The organism is Burkholderia singularis (assembly GCF_900176645.1).
GTDB classification, from domain to species: Bacteria; Pseudomonadota; Gammaproteobacteria; order Burkholderiales; family Burkholderiaceae; genus Burkholderia; species Burkholderia singularis.
The window spans coordinates 21717-39516 of the sequence record NZ_FXAN01000110.1; the positions used below are offsets into that span (position 1 = coordinate 21717).

12 protein-coding genes are annotated in these 17800 nt (G+C 68.0%); 5 read left to right on the forward strand and 7 right to left on the reverse strand.

Annotated elements, in window-relative coordinates:
* Window positions 1-168: 168 nt before the first annotated feature.
* On the forward strand, window positions 169-1839 hold the full coding sequence (locus BSIN_RS22735) for an alkaline phosphatase family protein (RefSeq protein ID WP_089342094.1): 1671 nt from the start codon (window positions 169-171) through the stop codon (window positions 1837-1839).
* Window positions 1840-2156: 317 nt separating this feature from the next.
* Here the strand turns inward: BSIN_RS22735 and BSIN_RS22740 are convergent, their stop codons facing one another.
* Window positions 2157-3050 (reverse strand): SDR family oxidoreductase, encoded by an 894-nt coding sequence (locus tag BSIN_RS22740; RefSeq protein WP_089342095.1) that lies wholly within the window; start codon window positions 3048-3050, stop codon window positions 2157-2159.
* Between the two features lie 102 nt (window positions 3051-3152).
* On the opposite strand from BSIN_RS22740, the gene BSIN_RS22745 reads away from it, so the two are divergent.
* Window positions 3153-4043: a helix-turn-helix transcriptional regulator gene (locus tag BSIN_RS22745; RefSeq protein WP_089342096.1), complete on the forward strand. Its 891-nt coding sequence runs from the start codon at window positions 3153-3155 to the stop codon at window positions 4041-4043.
* A gap of 215 nt (window positions 4044-4258) precedes the next feature.
* Window positions 4259-4480 (forward strand): hypothetical protein, encoded by a 222-nt coding sequence (locus BSIN_RS22750; RefSeq protein WP_059512867.1) that lies wholly within the window; start codon window positions 4259-4261, stop codon window positions 4478-4480.
* A 67-nt stretch (window positions 4481-4547) separates the two neighbouring features.
* On the opposite strand, the gene BSIN_RS22755 is transcribed toward BSIN_RS22750, so the two are convergent.
* From BSIN_RS22755 to BSIN_RS22765, 3 genes are all read right to left on the reverse strand, one after another.
* Complete coding sequence (locus BSIN_RS22755) at window positions 4548-8528, reverse strand: DUF748 domain-containing protein (protein ID WP_089342111.1); 3981 nt, start codon at window positions 8526-8528, stop codon at window positions 4548-4550.
* A gap of 135 nt (window positions 8529-8663) precedes the next feature.
* The gene (locus tag BSIN_RS22760; protein ID WP_089342097.1) at window positions 8664-10313 is read right to left on the reverse strand and encodes a DUF1254 domain-containing protein; all 1650 of its coding nucleotides are present in this window, start codon (window positions 10311-10313) and stop codon (window positions 8664-8666) included.
* Window positions 10314-10531: 218 nt separating this feature from the next.
* Window positions 10532-11380 carry a lysozyme inhibitor LprI family protein gene (locus tag BSIN_RS22765; protein WP_089342098.1) on the reverse strand — a complete coding sequence of 283 codons (849 nt, stop codon included), beginning with the start codon at window positions 11378-11380 and terminating at the stop codon, window positions 10532-10534.
* Between the two features lie 333 nt (window positions 11381-11713).
* Between BSIN_RS22765 and BSIN_RS22775 the strand changes: the two genes are divergently transcribed.
* Together BSIN_RS22775 and BSIN_RS22780 are read left to right on the forward strand one after the other, a co-directional pair.
* Window positions 11714-14593, forward strand: coding sequence for a heavy metal translocating P-type ATPase (locus BSIN_RS22775; RefSeq protein ID WP_089342100.1), 2880 nt, complete (start codon window positions 11714-11716; stop codon window positions 14591-14593).
* Window positions 14590-15024, forward strand: coding sequence for a DUF4087 domain-containing protein (locus BSIN_RS22780; protein WP_369828244.1), 435 nt, complete (start codon window positions 14590-14592; stop codon window positions 15022-15024). The genes BSIN_RS22775 and BSIN_RS22780 overlap by 4 nt, the downstream gene beginning before the upstream one ends.
* A gap of 29 nt (window positions 15025-15053) precedes the next feature.
* Here the strand turns inward: BSIN_RS22780 and BSIN_RS22785 are convergent, their stop codons facing one another.
* From BSIN_RS22785 to BSIN_RS22790, 3 genes are all read right to left on the reverse strand, one after another.
* On the reverse strand, window positions 15054-15533 hold the full coding sequence (locus BSIN_RS22785; protein ID WP_059512697.1) for a GNAT family N-acetyltransferase: 480 nt from the start codon (window positions 15531-15533) through the stop codon (window positions 15054-15056).
* 358 nt (window positions 15534-15891) lie between these two features.
* On the reverse strand, window positions 15892-16047 hold the full coding sequence (locus tag BSIN_RS26070; protein ID WP_173678743.1) for a hypothetical protein: 156 nt from the start codon (window positions 16045-16047) through the stop codon (window positions 15892-15894).
* Between the two features lie 169 nt (window positions 16048-16216).
* Window positions 16217-17551: a hypothetical protein gene (locus tag BSIN_RS22790; protein WP_143757525.1), complete on the reverse strand. Its 1335-nt coding sequence runs from the start codon at window positions 17549-17551 to the stop codon at window positions 16217-16219.
* Window positions 17552-17800 lie beyond the last annotated feature (249 nt).

The following is a 17800-nucleotide window of genomic DNA, read 5'->3' on the forward strand; positions in this document are numbered from 1 at the left end:
CAGCCGGCGCTGCAACAAATTCTCACAATTCGCGCTGCGCCCTTCATCACGCGGCCCGCCACTCACCCGACAGACAAACGAAAGCGATGCGTCACGACGGCTTCGCAATCAGCGCGCAGATTGCTGCCCCGGGTGTGGGTCAGTTCGTTCAAACGACGAGGTCGATAGATGAAAAGTCACAGCAAGCAACTTGAAATTGCCGCAATGTTCAGCGCCGCCGTGCTCGCGTTCGCGAGCGCTTCGCCCGCCTATGCGTGGGATCGGGATGGCGATCGGCATCACGATCCCCGCACCGCCGACGCGAAGCATGTGTTGCTCATCAGCGTCGACGGCCTGCACGAACAGGATGTCGCGCGCTGCATCGGCGCAAACACCTGCCCGAATCTCGCGCTGCTCGCGAAATCCGGCGTCACGTATACGAACGCGCACACGCCGGGCCTGTCGGATTCGTTCCCTGGCCTCGCCGCGCTCGTGACGGGCGGCTCGCCGAAAACCGCCGGCCTCTTCTACGACGTATCGTATGACCGCACGCTGTACGCACCTTCCGACACGACGTGCTCCGGCAAGCAAGGCTGGAACGTCGTATTCGACGAGACGACCGGCATCGACGGCGAAAACGGCGGCGCACTTACGCACCTCGACGGCGGCGGCGCCTTCAATCCGCAGGCGATCCCGCACGCGCGCGTGAACGGCCAGTGCGTGCCCGTCTATCCGCACAACTATGTGAAGACGAATACGATCTTCGAAGTCGTCAAGGAACACATCCGCGGCGCGCGCACCGCGTGGGCAGACAAGCACGCGTGGGGCTACGACTGGCTGAACGGCCCGTCCGGCAAGGGTGTCGACGACCTCGCGCGCACCGAGATCAACTCGATCGACCCGGCGACGAACACCAGCTACACCGACGTCTATACGCACACCGAAAAGTTCGACAACTATCACGTGCAGGCGGTCCTCAACCAGATCGACGGCAAGGATTCGACCGGCCAGCAAAGCGCGCCGGTGCCCACGCTGTTCGGCACGAACTTCCAGACGCTGTCGGTCGCGCAGAAGGCGACCGTCGCGAAAGGCGGCGGCTATCTCGACGCGAGCTTCACGCCGGGGCCGCAAGTTGCCAATGCGATCGCCTACGTTGACGGTGCGCTGGGCCGCATCGTCGGCGAACTCAAGCAGCGCGGCCTGTCCGATTCGACCGTCGTGATCGTGACGGCAAAACACGGCCAATCACCGTCCGATCACACGAAGCTCGTGAAGAACGGCGATACGCTGACGGCGCTTCTCGAAGCAAACAATTTCGTCGATCCGAACGGCAACTTCGGCCAGAACAACACCGCGACGGGCAATCTGAACGACGGCTCGGGCCTCGTCGGCACGGGCTTCGTGCAGACCGACGACGTCGGCCTCATTTGGCTGCGCGACCCGAGCCAACGCGATGCGGTCGTCGCGAAGCTGAAGGCGAACCTCGGCTGCAATGCGCCGGGCATCTGCGCGGACGGCCCGCAGGCCTACATCCTGTCCGGCGCGGAGCTTGCGCGGCACTTCGGTGATCCGGCGCTCGGCCGCACGCCCGATATCATCGTGCAGCCGAATCCGGGCGTGATCTATACATCGAGCAAGAAAAAGGACGAGGAGCATGGCGGCAACGCGCCGGACGACAGCCATCTCGGCCTCGTCGTGTCGTATGCCGGTTTCCATCAGGGCCGCACCATCGCCGAGCCGGTGCTGACGACGCAAGTCGCGCCGACGATCCTGCGCGCGCTCGGCCTTGAGCCGCGCTCGCTGCAATCGGTTGCGCAGGAAGGAACGCGCGTGCTGCCGGGCCTCGGCCTCGAGCGCTGATGCAAGCCGCCCGGCCGCCCGTTGCCGCGCGGCCGGGGAACGCGCGATCTCCATGATCGCGCGGCGATGCGGTCGTCGCGCCGTTGGTGACTCAATCGATTTCATACGCGCCGTGCATGCCGGCGTACCGGCCGCAGCGATACGGCGCGCGGCGCCCGGCCGAAGCCGCGATGCTACCGCGCGGCTGCCGGGCGTTTTTTCGCGTTTCGCGTTTCGCGCGTCCCGTCTGTCCCGCCCGCCTCACGCCCGGCAACGAACCGGCCGTGCAGCAATCGAAATCGCGGCCGCCACCGTCGAGCCCGTCGAGAAGACCGAAACTATCGCCCCATATAAGCCGGATGATCGATATCGGCGATGAGCCCGGGTTGCTGCGGCTGCCAGCCCAGCGCCGCCCGCGTCCGCTCGCTCGTGGCCGGGCAGTCCGTGCCCACGAACGCGGCGAGCCAGCCGAAATGCGCGTGCGCCTCTTGCGGCGACAGCGACACGACCGGCACATCCAAGCGCCGCCCGATCACCTCGGCAATCGCCTTGAAAGGCACGCCCTCATCGGCAACCGCATGAAACGGCCCCTGTTCCGCGCGATGCTCGAAAGCCAGCCGGAACACACGGGCGGCATCGACGCGGTGCACCGCCGGCCAACGGTTGAGACCGTCACCGATGTAAGGCGAAACGCCCTTGTCGCGCGCCAAGCCGACGATGCGCGGAATGAAGCCACGGTCGCCATGACCGTGAACCGACGGCGGAAGCCGCACCACCGTCGCGCGCACGCCCCGCGCGCTCAGCCTCGCAATCGCGCCCTCCGGGTTGCGCGGAAACGACGCGGACGGCTCGCGGGCCGGCGTCTGCTCCGTCGCGATGCCGCCGGGCGCGAGCAGCGCGATGCCCGACGTCGCCACGAACGCACGCCCGGAGCCTTCGAGCACGGCGCCGATCGTGTCGATCACGCGCAGCTCGTGCGCCGCATTCTCGGCGAATTTCGAGAAATCGTGATTGAAGGCGGTGTGGATCACGCCGTCCGATTGCTCCGCGCCTCGCCTGATGCTGTCCAAATCTTCGAGCGAGCCGCGCTGGACCTCGGCCCCCGCCGCCGCCAAAGCGTCGGCCCCTTGATCCGAACGGGCCAGGCCAAGCACCTGATGGCCGGCTTCGATCAGTTCCTTGACGACGGCCGAGCCGATCCAGCCAGTCGCGCCTGTGACGAATACACGCATCGCATTTCTCCGCAGGTATGCAATGCAGGCGATGATCGATCCACGCCTTATCCTGGTAAAGTAGTGACGTCATCATATTATGATCATTAACAGGACAGCAGGATGACTAAGCGCGACCCATTGGGCAATCCGCTGGGAACCTATTTGAAAACCCGCCGGATGAAGCTCGATCCGGCCGCGTTCGGCTTTCCGTCCGAGCGTCGCCGCACGCCCGGCCTGCGCCGCGAGGAAGTGGCGCAGCGCGCGCATATCAGCCCGACCTGGTACACCTGGCTGGAGCAGGGGCGGGGCGGCGCGCCGTCGGCGGACGTGCTCGACCGGATCGCCGGCGCCCTCATGCTGACCGACTTCGAGCGCGAACATCTGTTCGTGCTCGGCCTCGGCCATCCGCCCGAAGTGCGCTATCAGAAGAACGAAGGCGTCACGCCGCGGTTGCAGCGCGTGCTCGACGCGCTGGACCCGAGCCCGGCGATCATCCGGACGGCAACGTGGGACGTTGTCGCATGGAACCGTGCGGCGACCGTGATGCTGACCGACTACGGCGCGCTGCCGCCGGAACAACGCAATATCCTGCGCACCGTGTTCCTCGATCCGCGTGCTCGCGCCGCGCATCAGGATTGGGCCAGCGCGGCGCGGTTCGTGGTGGGCGCATTCAGGGTCGACGCGGCGCGCGCGGGCGCGGCGGCAAACGTCGAGCCGCTCGTCGACGAGCTTTGCCGGCTCAGCCCGGAATTCGATGCGATGTGGCGCGACCATCACATCAGCGAAGCGCATGGAGAAACCGTCAAGCGCGTGCGGCACCCGGTGCTCGGCCCGCTTGGGTTCGAGTACTCCGTCTTCGCGGTGGACGGCCGGCCGGATCTCAGCATGGCGGTCTACAACCCGGTGGAGCCGGCGGACGCGGCGGCGAGGCTCGGCGCACTGATCGGCGCGCCGCCCGAGCGCGCCAAGCGCTGGCGGACCAGGCCGTCGAGCACCGCGAATTCCGGCTGATCGAGTCGATCCGCGGCCCGCACGATCCCCCGTCGCTACTGCAAGCAGACGAAGCACATGCGCCGCGATTTCGATCCGTCCGCACCGTGTTCCCGCCGTTTGGCTTGCCGATCGCGCGATGTGCGCATTTGCCGCGCACGCAAGCGCTTTTTTTCCAAGTTGGCGAAACACTATTGACGTGCGATAACGGGCCGATCACGATCCGGAGCACTAGGATGGCCACGCTGGAAGCATTGCGCTGCGTGCTCGACGACGAGCGCACCCCCGACATCATTCGTCACCACATCATCGATTCGCTGCAATACACGTTGCGCAATTACGGGCAGGTGTTCAGCGCGAAGGAAATCGCATGGTTGAGCGAATGGGACGATCCGCGCATTCCGATCGCCGCGCGTAAGGAACTCGACAAGCGCGAACCGGCTGGCGAAGCGCGCTGACGCAGCGGCGCGTGCGATGCATCTGGCCGCCGGGCCGCGTCAGCGCCGCCGTTCGAGGCCGCGTGCGTCACTTCAGCCCGAAGTCGACACGCGTTGTCGCGCCTTTGTCGTCGATGCCTTTCGCGTCGAGCTTCGGCGCGACGATGAAGATTCGGTTCGCATCGACCTTGCCGTCCAAATATCGGCGCACCGCCTGCGCGCGGTTCTGCGCGAGCGCGAGCAGCGCCGATTCATCGAGCGGCGCGTGCTCCGCTAGCGCCTTCTTCATGTCGGCGTCGGGCAGCGTCTTGGTCAAGCCGATCATATTGCGCGGCTTCTTGAAATCGGCGGCCTTGTACGCCTTCGTCAGGTACTTCGAGTATTCGGCCGGCTCGACTTTCACGGTCATCGGATCGACGCTTTCGCCTTGACCGATTACGTCCTTGAGCTTCTGCTGTTTGACGAGCCGCTCGACATACGCATCGCGCAGACCCGGCAGATCCTTATCGGGATCGACGCGGCCGATCAGGTCGAGCCGGATCGACGGCTTGTCCGCAAGCATCTTCGAGATCGTATCGAGCTTCTTCTGGTCCGCGTCGGACAGTTTCGCGTAACCCGGCTCGAACTCGACGTAGCCGAGCTCCTCGCTGCCGCTGCCGAACGCGTGCGCAAGCAGCGTGAACGGCGACGTGACGGCCTTCGCGATCAGGTTCAGCACCGCGCGCCAGATCAGCCCGCCGATGCTGAACTCCGGGTTCGACAATGATCCGGACACCGGAATATTCACGTCGATCTGGCCTTGCGAGTTTTTCAGCAGCGAAATCGCGAGCCGCACCGGCAACTTCGTCGCGGTGTCGTTGTCGACATGGTCACCGAACGTCAGCTGATCGATGAAGATGTGATTGTTCGCGGTGAGTTGGTCATTGTCGAGCTTGTAGCTCAGATCCACGTTCAGCTTGCCTTTCGTGATCGGATAACCCGCATACTTCGCCGAGTACGGCGTGAGGTTCGTCAGCTCGATGTCGTGCGCGGTCGCCGTCAAGTCGAGCGCGGGCTTCTCGATCAGCGGATTGACCGTGCCCTTGATCGCGATCGGCCCGTTGGCGGCCAATTTCGCATCGATGTTGACGGGCGCGGCCGTGGTGGAATCGGTGCCGAACGCGCCGACCGTGCCGTTGATCGCAACGAGATTCGCCGAGTAGTTCGGCTTGATGAAGTTGTCGGTGTACGTGACGCGGCCTTTTTGCAGCAGCAGTTGGCCGAAATGCAGCCGCACCGGATGCGCCGGCGGCGCGGCCGCCTTCACGATCACCGCAGCGGACGCGCCCGCCGGTGCGGCGGCGGATTCGGACGCGGTCGCGGACGATTCGGCAGCGGCCGGGGCCGCCTGCGCCAGCGCAGCCGCATTCGACGCGTGCGCCGCCACATCGGAGGCGGCCGCCCCGGCATGCGCGCTGGCCGCCCCGCCTGCCGCCCGCTCGCCGGCGGCGGCCATCCCCGATGCGGCCGGCGGCGAAAGCGGCACCGGCTCCTTGCCGCTCGCATCGCGCGTGAGCGACTTCGCCGGGCCGGTTTCGTGCGCCACGACCTGCCGTAAATTCAGCTTGCCTTGCGCGTCGAGCAGCACGCGCCCGTAGAAATTCGAGAACGTCACGCGCGCCGCGTCGACGTCCGTGCCGCGCACGCCGTCGTAATTCGCCTTCAGATTCGTGAGCGCGAGCGAACGCCAGCCGGCAAACGGATCGGACGTCGCCTTGTCGAGCAAACGCACGTCGACGAGCGCCGCATCGCCGCGATACGACGCTCGCGCGGCCTGCTTCGTCTGCTCGAATGCGAGATCGCCCTTCGCGTTCAGCAGCGCGCTCGCGATTGTCGCATTCAGCATGCTGCCGAAATACGGCTCGAACGCGGCCGCGTCGAGCCGGTTGCCGTTCAGCTTCAGGTCGACTTTCAGCGGCGTCGCTGTCACATCGCCCGATGCGTCGAGCGAGCCCTTGCGATTGAGTGTCGCCGTGAGCTTGACGGGCAACGGCCGGGTCAGATCGTCGCTGATCTGCCGCACGCTGAGCTGCATCGGCGCGAACGCGAGCTTCACGGCACGCGGCGTCGAGCGGTCGGTGAAATTCGCGCGGGCGTCCTTCACGTTCAACTCGTCGATCTTGTAATGCCAGGCAGGCTCGGCCGCCACGCCGCGCTCGGCCGGACGAGACGACGGCGCGTGCGCTTGACCTGCCGGTTTGCCGCGCGATTCGCCGAGCGCCGCCAGATCGATCCGCCCGTCCGGCAGCCGCGCGACGTCCAGCGCCAGGCCCGCCGCATCGACACTCGCGATCTCGGCACGGCGCGCAGCCAGGTCGACTTTCGTCACCTTCACGCGTGCATCGGGCACCACGATCGCGGGCGTCTTCGAATCCGGCAACGCGATCTTCAGCGATTTCAGCCCAAGTTCACTGTCGGTCACTTGCGCGTCGAACGGCGTCTTCGACCAGTCCGCCTTCGCGTTGAGCGTCGTGCTGAGCGCGCCGTCGAGCACGTGCGCGGAGGTCGCACCGGCCAAATACGGGCGCACGGCAGACAACGCGAACGCATCGATGGCGAGCTTCGTGTCCGCCTGCCGCGCGGCAAGATTGAACGCGCCTTGCGCGTTGATCGCGCCGCCGCTCGCGAGGTCCGTCGCGAGCGTGTAGCGCGCGGGCGCGTGGCCCGTGAGCGAGAAATCGGCGAGCGTCGCCGCGACGTGCGTAAACGACATGGCCGCTGGCGTCGCGAGCGATGCGTCGGCCACGTTCAGCGTACCGTCGTTGATCGCGAAGCGCTTGATCGTCAGATCGAGCGGCTGTGCGTCGCGCCGCACGGGCGCGGCAACCGGGCTCGACGCAGCGTGGGCCGCGACGGCTGAGGACGCGGACGCGTCCACGGCCGCCGGCGTCGCGGCGGCACGCACGGCGCCCGGTGCCGAAACCGCGTTCGCGGAGCCCGCCGCGCCGTCCGCCGGCGGCGACGACGCGCCCGCCAGCTTCTGCACGTTCAGCAGCCCCGCCTTGTCGCGCGTCAGCGCAACGACCGGCTGATCGATCCGGATCTCGTCGAAATGCAGCGCGTTGCGCAGCGGCTCAAGCTGCGCGGCCGCCACATGCACGCCGCGCGCGGCGAAAAGCGGCTCGTTTGCATGGCTCGTCACCTGCGCGTCGCGCAAATCGGCCGTGCCCGATATCCGCAGCGCGGGCACGTCGCCCGACATCGCGAAATTCACGTTGACGTCGCTTGTGAGCTTGCCCGCGCGCACGTCGACGGGCAGCTTGGTCGGCGCATACGACAGCAGCCGCGGCAAATCGAGCCCGTCGAACTTCAGATTGATCGACGATTCGCGCGACTGCGCAAACGGCTTGGTCTTACCGTCGATCGCGAACGGACTGCCGTCGACGCGCGCGCGCAGCCTCGGCTCGACGAAGACGTCGCTCTTCGAGGCCAACGTAGCGATGAACGGAATGCCGAGCGACCATTGATCGACGACATGCTTTTCATTCAGCAGGCGATCGTCGAAATCGATCCGCCCGCGGTTGACCTGGATGTTCGAGACGGAGAAGCGCACCGGCTTGCTGTCGGGCTGCGGCGACGGCTTCGAAAATTTGTCGATCAGATCGGTGAAATTGAAACGTTGCGCGTCATAGCGAACGACGCGCAAATGCGGATCGTCGAGCCGCACTTCGTCGACGATCGGCGCAAGGCGCGCGACCGACGCCCACGACGCGCGCATGACGAGCGTGCCGATGTCGATGAAACCGCCCTGCCCGCCGCGCTCGCCGATTCGCACGCCGTCGGCTTCGAGCCGCAGCGTATAAGGATTGAAGGCGATGCGCTCGATCGTCGCGGGACGCTCGAGTTGCTGGCTCAACTGCTGCTCGGCGATATGACGGATCAACGGCGGCGCGGCAAAAAAGCCCAGCAGTCCGAACAGTATGACGAAAATCAGCGCGCCGATGCCGGTGCGCTTCACGCGGCGCGACCGGGCGGCATCGCCGAGCTTGTGCAAGGTCGATTGGACGGGTTCTTTGTCGAAGCTTGCCATGAATGAAATGCATGATGCCGCCATCGCGGCGGGGAAAATTCGGAACGGGCGCGGCTTTTGCCAGTATAGGCATGTGCGTTTTGCCGTGCAGTCACGTCGCACGCGGCCTTATGACCGGGCGACGTGTGCAAACGTTCACTTGCGAACGACCGCCGGCGGGCGCCAATTATCGTCGCAGACTTGACGTTTCGGCGCGTAGAGGTGCAGCGCAAGCGCGAAATCGCTGCGTGGCGCGGGCAGCCAGTTCGATGCGCGGCCGCCGGGCGGCGTCGTGGACACGGCAATCTCGATCGAGCCGTCGTGGCCGCGATGCAGGTCGCGCCCGGTAAGCGAACGGCGGCCGCGGCCCAGCTCGGGCAACGCGCCATCCGGCGTGTACGGTGCAAGCGACCAGAATGCGCGCACGGGCGGCAGCGCATTCGCCGCGAAACGGATCGCGTAGCGATACGCGCCGTTCAGCGGCCGGCCCGCGCTGTCGGTCTTGACGACGGCGAGCGCTTCATCGGAGCACGTCGCGGCGTCGAACTGCGTCGACGCAGCATACGCCCGCAACGCATAATCGACGCCATAGTTGCCGACACCGTCACCAAGCCAGCTCCAGCCGTTCGCGCTCATCGCGTTCGGCGGCGGCGCCGCAAGCCGCACGCGCGCCTCGGCGACACCGCGCTCGGCCGCTGCCAGCCGGTCGCCCTGCCACTGCACGGACGCACCGGCCGTCACGCCGATATCCGTGAGGATTTGCAGCGCATGCGCGTCGGCCGCGGGCGGCGGATTGTCCTGCAACGCGCGCGCGGCGCGCGAGAAGAACGCGTTGGGATCGAGCGCAGCGACCTGCTCCACCGGCCCGAGATCGGACGCGGCGGCCCCCGCCGAGGCGTCGCCTGGCGGACGACCACCGGCAGACGAGCCGCCCCGCGTTGCGTTTGTTGACGGCAATTCCGCCGCCGGTTGCAGCGTGGACGATGGTTGCGCCGTGCCCGATTGGGCCGCCGCCGCGCGATCGGCCAGCGGCCGCGGCTCATCTGCAGACCGTGCGCCGGCCGGCGCCTGAGCGTTCGCCATCGGCTGCCCCGCCGGCGCGTGGCCGGCCGAAGCCGCCGGGCGGCGCGCGGCCGATGCGCCACGCGTGCCGGTCGCGCCGATATAGGCCGATAGCGGCACGACGCGAATCGCGCGCTGCAGTTTCCTAGCAGCTTCCAGATCGTGATTGCCCGCCGCGCTGATGCGCACGTCGAGCCAGACACCCTGCGTGGGCGTATCGACCCGCACGACGCCCGCCGGCAGCTTGCCCGTCCAGCCGGGCGCCGCGAAAACGATCGCTACCGGGCGATCCGGCCGCCCATTCGCGCGCGCCCCCGAACCGGCCATCCCCGTCGACCACAGCACATTGGTCCACATATCGAGTGCGCGCGCGTCGAGATAACGGTCGCGCGAAGCCGGCAGCACCACGACGACGGGTTCGTCGCGAACATCGAGCCACGCGGTCGAAGCCAGCATGTCGCTGCTCGCGAGCGGCGGATTCGGCGCGCCAGGCGAGGGCAGCGCGCGCGCATGGCGCAGCGTGTTGCCCGGCACGCCGCCCGCCGCGTCGGCCTGCCGGGCAACGTCCATCAACACGAGCGGATAAACGTAAATATACGAATCGGCAACTTCGCTGCGCATCCAGCCGGTCTTGCGCTGAATGGCATCTGGCGTCGACGCGCACCCCGCGAGCAGCGTCAACGCGACAAGCGGCGCGCAAACGCGCCGCCACGAACCAGCAGTTTCTTGCGATATTTTTATCATTCGGTGGCACGGCAAACGCGCGGCAAAGCCGCGCGCGTTGATTGGCGGTCGGCGCTCGCGTGATCTCTTGTGGTCCTCGTAGCGTTCATGCCGGCCGGGTGACGCTTTATCAGCGCTATTTTTAGGATCGGCTGTATCGTAACCTTGTCACCCCGGCAAAAACAATGTCTGCCAGCATCGGCGGCATGCGCACTGCCCCGATGCATGCCCGCGTCAAACTACCCGCGCAATTCGACGAGCCGCCCGCTCTCCAGCCCGAAACGCCGCACGATCTTCACCGAAGGCTTCTGCGCAAACGGCGCGCCTTCCGGCCGATCCAGATATTCGACAACGACCACCGCCGCCGCGCCGCCAAGCTCGATCGATACCGCCACGGGCGTCAGCCGATCGCCGAGCAGCACGGCCGGCGCGCCGCCGCGATCCGGCTGCGCCGCCGCGACGTACAGAAATTGACCGCTGCCGCCCGGATCGTCGCTGAGCAGCACGGCCGTCACCGGCCGGCCAGCGACCGTCACTGTGCTGCTGCGCGCGACGAGCTTCGTCACCCGCTGCGTCGCAGATCCCGGCGCGGCCGCCTGCACCGCCGCGCCGTTCGTCAGTTTGATCGGCTCGCCGTCGATCACGTAAACCGCGCCCGCCGGATCGGCCGATAGCGGCGCCGTCGGGCCGGACGCCGCCGCGGCCGGCACGCCCGCGGCTCGCAGCGCGAGCCGCTCGTCCGCGACGTCGCGCAACGCGGCGATCCGTACGGCGTACGCATCCGTCAAACAGGCGATCCGGCCCCCGCACGCATCGCGCACGCGCTGCCGCCAGCTCTGCTGGTCACCGCGCAACGCATCGCGAAACTCGCGGTATGCCATCCCTTCATCGGCCGGACGGGCGCGCTGCAAAATTTCGTAATACGTCGCCATCCGCACGTCCAATTCGCCGAGCGCCGGACTTGCGCAGATCGCACGTTCGGCCGCGTTCGATGCGCGCGCGCAATCGAAGCTCGCGGCAAGCGCAAACGGAATATTCAGCGTCAACGCAGCGCCCAGCGCCACGGCCCGCCATCGTATTGTCGACATCGTCTCTCCTCACTTCGGGCGCCTCGACGCCGCCGCGGCCGTTCCGCGCGACGCAGCCGGCCCCGGTAATCCCGCCCAGCGCAGTACGCGCCGATTGTAATCAAACCGTCGGGCGCGCGGCCAAACGCCGCATGCCGAACGGCGCACGCATGGCGTTCGCGCCCGCGAATCCCGTTCGGCGCAGCGGCCGCCTATTTCTGACATCCGCCGCCACGCCCGCCGCGCGCCGGCAGCAAACGCCGGCGATGCATCATCCGCTTGACCTTCCTATCATGGGAATGTTGATACTGTGCTCATCGGCGGCCTCGCCCGCCTTATCGAATTGGATCGCAGATGACTGATCTGTCCATTCCCGCCGATCCGGCCACGGTGACGCTGCGCATCGAAGGCATGACGTGCGACGGCTGCAAGACCCGCGTCGAGCACGCACTCGCCCGCGTGCCGGGCGTGAGCCGCGTGCGCGTCGATCTTGCCGCCGGCATCGCGAAGCTCGACACCACGCCCGCGCTCGATCCGGCCGGCCTGCTCGACGCGCTCAGCGCCGCCGGATATCGCGCGACATTCGCGCCGTCGCCCGCCGAACGGCGTGAAGCCGGCGCCCGCGCCGAAGAAAACCATCGCGACGACGAAAGCGAACACGGCGGCAGCCGCCATGCCGTTCGGGTTGCGACAACCGTTTCGCTCGACATCGGCGGGATGACCTGCGCATCGTGCGCCGGGCGCGTCGAAAAGGCGCTGTCGCGCGTTCCCGGCGTGGTAAGCGCGTCGGTCAACCTCGCCACCGAAAAGGCGACGGTCGATGCCGCCCGCGGCGTCGGCACCGCCACGCTCGTTGACGCCGTGCGCCGCGCCGGCTACCGCGCTTCGGCAATCGACGATCAGTCGGCAACCACCACGGCTTCCGTCGCCGCGACCGCGCCACCCGCGCCGTCGCCGGTCGTCATCGAACTCGACATCGGCGGGATGACCTGCGCATCGTGCGCCGGGCGCGTCGAAAAGGCGCTGTCGCGCGTTCCCGGCGTGGTAAGCGCGTCGGTCAACCTCGCCACCGAAAAGGCGACGGTCGATGCCGCCCGCGGCGTCGGCACCGCCACGCTCGTCGATGCCGTGCGCCGCGCCGGCTACCGCGCTTCGGCAATCGACGGCATCGCGCGGCCTACCGTCGAGACCGCCGAGACCAGCGCCTCCACTGCGTCGCCTCCGCCGTCGGCACCCGCCACCCATTCGGGCGCCGGCGAGCGCAAGCTCGCCGAAGCCCAGCGCGAGCGCGGGCTGATGATCGCGTCCGCCGTGCTGAGCGCCCCGCTCGTGTGGCCGATGCTGGTCGCGCCGTTCGGCATCGACGCCACGCTGCCCGCATCGCTGCAGCTCGTATTGGCCTCGATCGTCCAGTTCGGCCTCGGCGCGCGCTTCTACCGCGCCGCCTGGCACGCGCTCATCGCGCGCGCCGGCAACATGGATCTGCTCGTCGCGCTCGGCACGTCAGCCGCATACGGCCTGAGCCTCTGGTTGATGTTGCGCGGCGAGCCCGGCCATCCCGCGCATCTGTACTTCGAGGCGAGCGCCGTAATCATCACGCTCGTGCGTCTGGGCAAATGGCTCGAAGCACGCGCGAAGCGGCAAACCACCGACGCGATCCGCGCGCTCGACGCATTGCGCCCCGAGCGCGCACGCGTCGTCGAGCACGGCGTCGAGCGCGACGTCCCGCTCGCGCAAGTGCGCGTGGGCACGAGCGTGCGCGTGCGGCCAGGCGAGCGCATCCCGGTCGACGGCCGGATCGCGTCGGGCCTCACCCATGTCGACGAATCGCTGATCACCGGCGAAAGTTTGCCCGTGCCGAAGCAGCCGGGCGAACGCGTGACCGCCGGCTCGATCAACGGCGAGGGCGCGCTCACTGTCGAGACGACCGCGATCGGCGCCGAGACGGCGCTCGCGCGAATCATCCGGCTCGTGGAATCGGCACAGGCCGGGAAAGCGCCAATCCAACGTCTTGTCGATCGCGTGAGCGCCGTGTTCGTGCCCGCGATCATCGCGCTCGCGCTCGTCACGCTCGCCGGCTGGCTCGCCGCGGGCGCGAGCGCCGAAACGGCGGTACTCAATGCCGTGGCGGTACTCGTGATCGCGTGCCCCTGCGCGCTCGGCCTCGCGACACCCGCCGCGATCATGGCCGGCACCGGCGCCGCCGCGCGGCGCGGCGTGCTGATCAAGGATGCACTCGCGCTCGAACTCGCGCAGCGCACCCGCATCGTCGCGTTCGATAAAACCGGCACGCTGACCGAAGGCCGGCCCACTGTCACGGCGCTCGAGGCGATCGAGATCCCGCACGCCGATGCGCTGGCGCTCGCGGCCGCCGTCCAGCGCGACAGCACGCATCCGCTCGCGCGGGCCGTTGCCGCCGCGTTCGCCGCCGACATCGCCGCGCGCCGCTCGCCATTCGCGGATGCGCCGGCACACGCGCCGCGCGCGGTCGCCGGGCGTGGCGTCGAAGCGAACATCGACGGGCAACTGATCGCATTCGGCAGCACGCGCTGGCGCGACGAACTCGGCATCGGCGTACCGGCCGGCATCGCGCAGCGCGCGGCGGCGCTGGAAGCGGCGGGCCATACCGTATCGTGGCTGATGCGCATCGACGTGCCGCGCGCCGCGCTCGCGCTCGTCGCATTCGGCGACACCGTCAAGCCTCAGGCGCGCACGGCAATCGAGCGGCTGGCGGCGCGCGGCATACGCAGCGCGCTCGTCACCGGCGACAATCGCGGCAGCGCCGAGGCCGTGGCCGCGTCGCTCGGCATCGATGACGTTCACGCGCAGGTGCTGCCTGACGACAAGGCGCGCGTCGTCGCCCAGATGAAGCAAAAGGCGGGCGGCGGCATGGTCGCGATGGTCGGCGACGGCATCAACGACGCGCCCGCACTCGCCGCCGCCGACGTCGGCATCGCGATGGCGACGGGCACCGACGTCGCGATGCACACCGCCGGCATCACGCTGATGCGCGGCGATCCCGCGCTGGTCGCCGACGCGATCGACATCTCGCGCCGCACCTACCGCAAAATCCAGCAAAATCTGTTCTGGGCGTTCGCCTACAACCTGATCGGCATTCCGCTCGCCGCGCTCGGCTGGCTGAACCCGATGATCGCCGGCGCGGCAATGGCGTTTTCGAGCGTGAGCGTCGTCGCCAATGCGCTGCTGCTGCGTCGATGGAAAGGAAAAGCATGATGCGTGCCCCGGTGGCCAATGCAGCGTGCCGCCAGCGCCGCGACACCCGCATACGGCAACGCGCGCTTCGTGCGGTGCTCACGCTCGCGGCGATCGCCGCCGGGCTCGGCCTGCCGCACACGGGCGCGGCCGAAATCCGCTGCGGCTGGCTGGAAAATCCGACGCCAGGAAACTGGTGGCTGACGGACCGCCACGGCTCATGGACACTCAGCGTGATGGGCGGCCCCGAGGCCGAAGGCATGGACCGGCTTCCCGACATCGCGGGCGATCAATACGTGCAGACGAACGGCCACCACGGCTACGGATGCGCATGTCTGACCGTGGTTAGCCACAAGCGGACGCAACGCATCGTGAAGGTGCTCAAAGCGCGGCAATTGCCGCTGTCGGCGTGCAGACGGGACGAGCGGCTCAACGAACCGTCTCGCGAATGAGCGGGGCCGAGCGCGGCGCGATTCGCGCGTTAAACCGGCGTGATCGACTTGACGAACGTCGTCGTCATCGCTGTGAAGCCCAGTGCTCGATACAGCGCGAGCGCCGCGCTGTTGTGATTGAACACCGACAGACCGATCTCGGTCACGCGCAATCGCCGTGCGTCGTCCTCGAGCATCTGTAGCACGCGCGTAGCCCAGCCTTGACGGCGATAAGCCGGATCGATTTCGAGATCGTAGATGAACAACGACCGATGCGGCCCTTCGCTGGCCGTGCCATACCAGAGATAGCCAAGCGCGAGGCGGTCGCTGGGGTCGCTGAGTGTCAGCAGCGTCTGATCGTCGGTCAGCAGGCCATCGGGCAACAGTGTATCGATGCAGGCGAGCGCGCGCTCGCCGGCTTCGTCCGCCGTGCTCTGCCCGGACGCGATCAAATCCTGAGCGTAGCCGCGCGCCGCGCGCAGCCGGTACTCGCGAAATTCCGTCTGGGTCATCGGGCGCATCTCGAGCATGCCCACCTGTTTGGACGAGCGGAAACACTACCCAGTGTAGCGGGCCGAGTGCGATCACGCGAATCGGGAGGCCGGAAGCGGATCAGGCAGACAGATGGGATGCCGAGCCGATCGGACGCCCGATCCGGCATTCACGAACGAGCCGGCCCGCTACGCCGCGCCGTGCTCAGCGGTAAACGAACCGCGTCAGCGTGTGCGGCGGCGCGAAACGGCGTTTCGACGGACGTGCGATTTCATTGCACCGCGCTACGGCACGGATGCTGCCGCTACTCCCGATCGAGCGGCGTGTTGCCGGGCCGGTGTTGGCAAACCGGGCAAAGCGCCGGCTCGCCAATACGCGCCGTGCCGCGCAGCGGCTTTAGCGGCGGATCAAGCCGAATTGCGCGACTTGCGACTTGCGCCGGCGCTCGGCCTCAGCGTGGCGAGCCTTGTACGAATAATCGGCATCGAGCGGCAGGTGCGGGGAGACGAAAAGATCTTCGATCTTTTGAAGCAGCGCGAAAATGAGGCTCATATGCGACTCCTGGCAACGAGTGACTAGGGTTTTCCCTTAGTCATCATTCTAGGGGTTTTCCCTAGATTTGCCTAGTGCGCCGCAGCAATTACGCCACGCGATCTACGTTTCGCGCGTGTTTTCAGATCTGTTCGTTGTAGCGTCGCAACATCGCCATCCGTCCCGCTGTTCAACGTCCGTGGTATGGCCGCTTGACCGGCTTGGCCGCGCCGGCGAGACGATTCGTCAGCCGTCCGACCTGCTCGCCCTGCTCGTCCAGGCGCTGCGACAGCGTCACGAGGCTCGCCTGTTGCGATATCTGCTCGGCGACGAGCCTGTCGATCCGTTGCTGCAATGCAACGGATTCGCTGCGCAGCCGCGAAGCCTGCATCGATTGAACAATCAGCCCGGCGATCGAAAGCAACACCATCACGCCGAGCCCGAGCAGCAGGCGATTGACGCGGCGCCTCTGCGCGTCGGCCGCCCGGCGCATATCGGAGATTTCCGTCTGTAGCACGCGTAACTTGTCCGCGAGCGGGCGGAGGTGCGTATCGATGTCGGGGGCGGCGCAGGGCGGCGTCCCCGGCGGATCGCAACCGGGGGCGGCGGACTCATGGGCGGGCGGCGTCTGATCGCCGGACAGCGATGCCGATGCCGAGGCGGCGGCCACGTGCGAAGCGGATGCGGTGCCGGACGCCGCACTGCCGCTTGCCGCCCGCGATTCCGATTCGGGTGACGGTATCGCGGGCTCCGGCTTGGCCGAAGCATCCGCCGCGCGCCGCTTCGGCGCGAGCGCTGCCGGCGCCCCCCGCCGTCCCGGCGATTTCGGCTCAGACTTCGCGCGCTTCGAATGGGTGCGAGGCGCCGAAGCCGTCTGCCGCCGTGCCGAGGATTCGGAACCGGCCGCCGCAGTTTCGGCGTCGATAGCTGGACGGCCGGCGCGCAACGAAATGTCCGCTTCGGCGCGAGCGCCCGATACGGCCGGATCGACGCTGGCCGATGTTCGCTCGCGTTCGCCCGGCATGGTGGTGAGCTGCGCGGCGGCATCGTGTGCCGTCGCGCGGGCATCACGGCCCGCGTCGCCTGCCGGCACAGCAAAGGCTCCCGCAGCCTGCGCGGCCCGCGGATCATCGGCCCGTTCGCTAGCGGGAGCGGCGGCGTGTTGCGACTGCGGCGTCACCGCGCGGCTGTCAAGCTCAACGTCGCTACCGGTCACCGCTTGCGCGCTGGCGGCCGTCACGTCGCCGCCCGCCCCGTGTGCCGTCGCGCCGCCCTCCGTGCCATCCGCGTCGTGCGCGGGCCACTGAACCGCCGCACCGGCATCCGCGCCGCCCGTTTCACGCGCATCGCCGGCCGGCCAATCGAAACCTTCGAAGCTGCGCTGCCGCTCGTCCACGTCGGCCTTCTCCGGCTGCACCGACCCGCGCGCCGCCGAGGACGGCTTCGCGCCGGGACGAACGCCGCCGAACAGATCGAGCGTGCGATCGTCGCGACCGGCGTCGCCGGGCGCCGCGTCGTGCGCCATCGGAGCCGCCGCTCGCGACGGCGCGCGGCTGTCGGCTGCCACCGCACGCGGCCGCTTCGCAGCGGACGAACGGGGCAAGCGGGAAGAGCGGAGATGGGAAGAAGTTGCGGAATCGGTCATGGATCGAGCAGCAGCACGCCGCATGCGCACCGGACAAATCTGTGAACAATGTCGGGAACCCGCATTGTCTCACGCCAGGGTGCCGGCACTGCGGCGCGCCCGCCACATGCCGAAGCCGGCATCCGCCGG

Coding starts and splice junctions, on each gene's coding strand:
- BSIN_RS22735 (WP_089342094.1), top strand. CDS start 169: ATGAAAAGTCACAGCAAGCAACTTGAAATTGCCGCAATGTTCAGCGCC.
- BSIN_RS22740 (WP_089342095.1), bottom strand. CDS start 3,050: ATGCGTGTATTCGTCACAGGCGCGACTGGCTGGATCGGCTCGGCCGTC.
- BSIN_RS22745 (WP_089342096.1), top strand. CDS start 3,153: ATGACTAAGCGCGACCCATTGGGCAATCCGCTGGGAACCTATTTGAAA.
- BSIN_RS22750 (WP_059512867.1), top strand. CDS start 4,259: ATGGCCACGCTGGAAGCATTGCGCTGCGTGCTCGACGACGAGCGCACC.
- BSIN_RS22755 (WP_089342111.1), bottom strand. CDS start 8,528: ATGGCAAGCTTCGACAAAGAACCCGTCCAATCGACCTTGCACAAGCTC.
- BSIN_RS22760 (WP_089342097.1), bottom strand. CDS start 10,313: ATGATAAAAATATCGCAAGAAACTGCTGGTTCGTGGCGGCGCGTTTGC.
- BSIN_RS22765 (WP_089342098.1), bottom strand. CDS start 11,380: ATGTCGACAATACGATGGCGGGCCGTGGCGCTGGGCGCTGCGTTGACG.
- BSIN_RS22775 (WP_089342100.1), top strand. CDS start 11,714: ATGACTGATCTGTCCATTCCCGCCGATCCGGCCACGGTGACGCTGCGC.
- BSIN_RS22780 (WP_369828244.1), top strand. CDS start 14,590: ATGATGCGTGCCCCGGTGGCCAATGCAGCGTGCCGCCAGCGCCGCGAC.
- BSIN_RS22785 (WP_059512697.1), bottom strand. CDS start 15,533: ATGCTCGAGATGCGCCCGATGACCCAGACGGAATTTCGCGAGTACCGG.
- BSIN_RS26070 (WP_173678743.1), bottom strand. CDS start 16,047: ATGAGCCTCATTTTCGCGCTGCTTCAAAAGATCGAAGATCTTTTCGTC.
- BSIN_RS22790 (WP_143757525.1), bottom strand. CDS start 17,551: ATGGCGCACGACGCGGCGCCCGGCGACGCCGGTCGCGACGATCGCACG.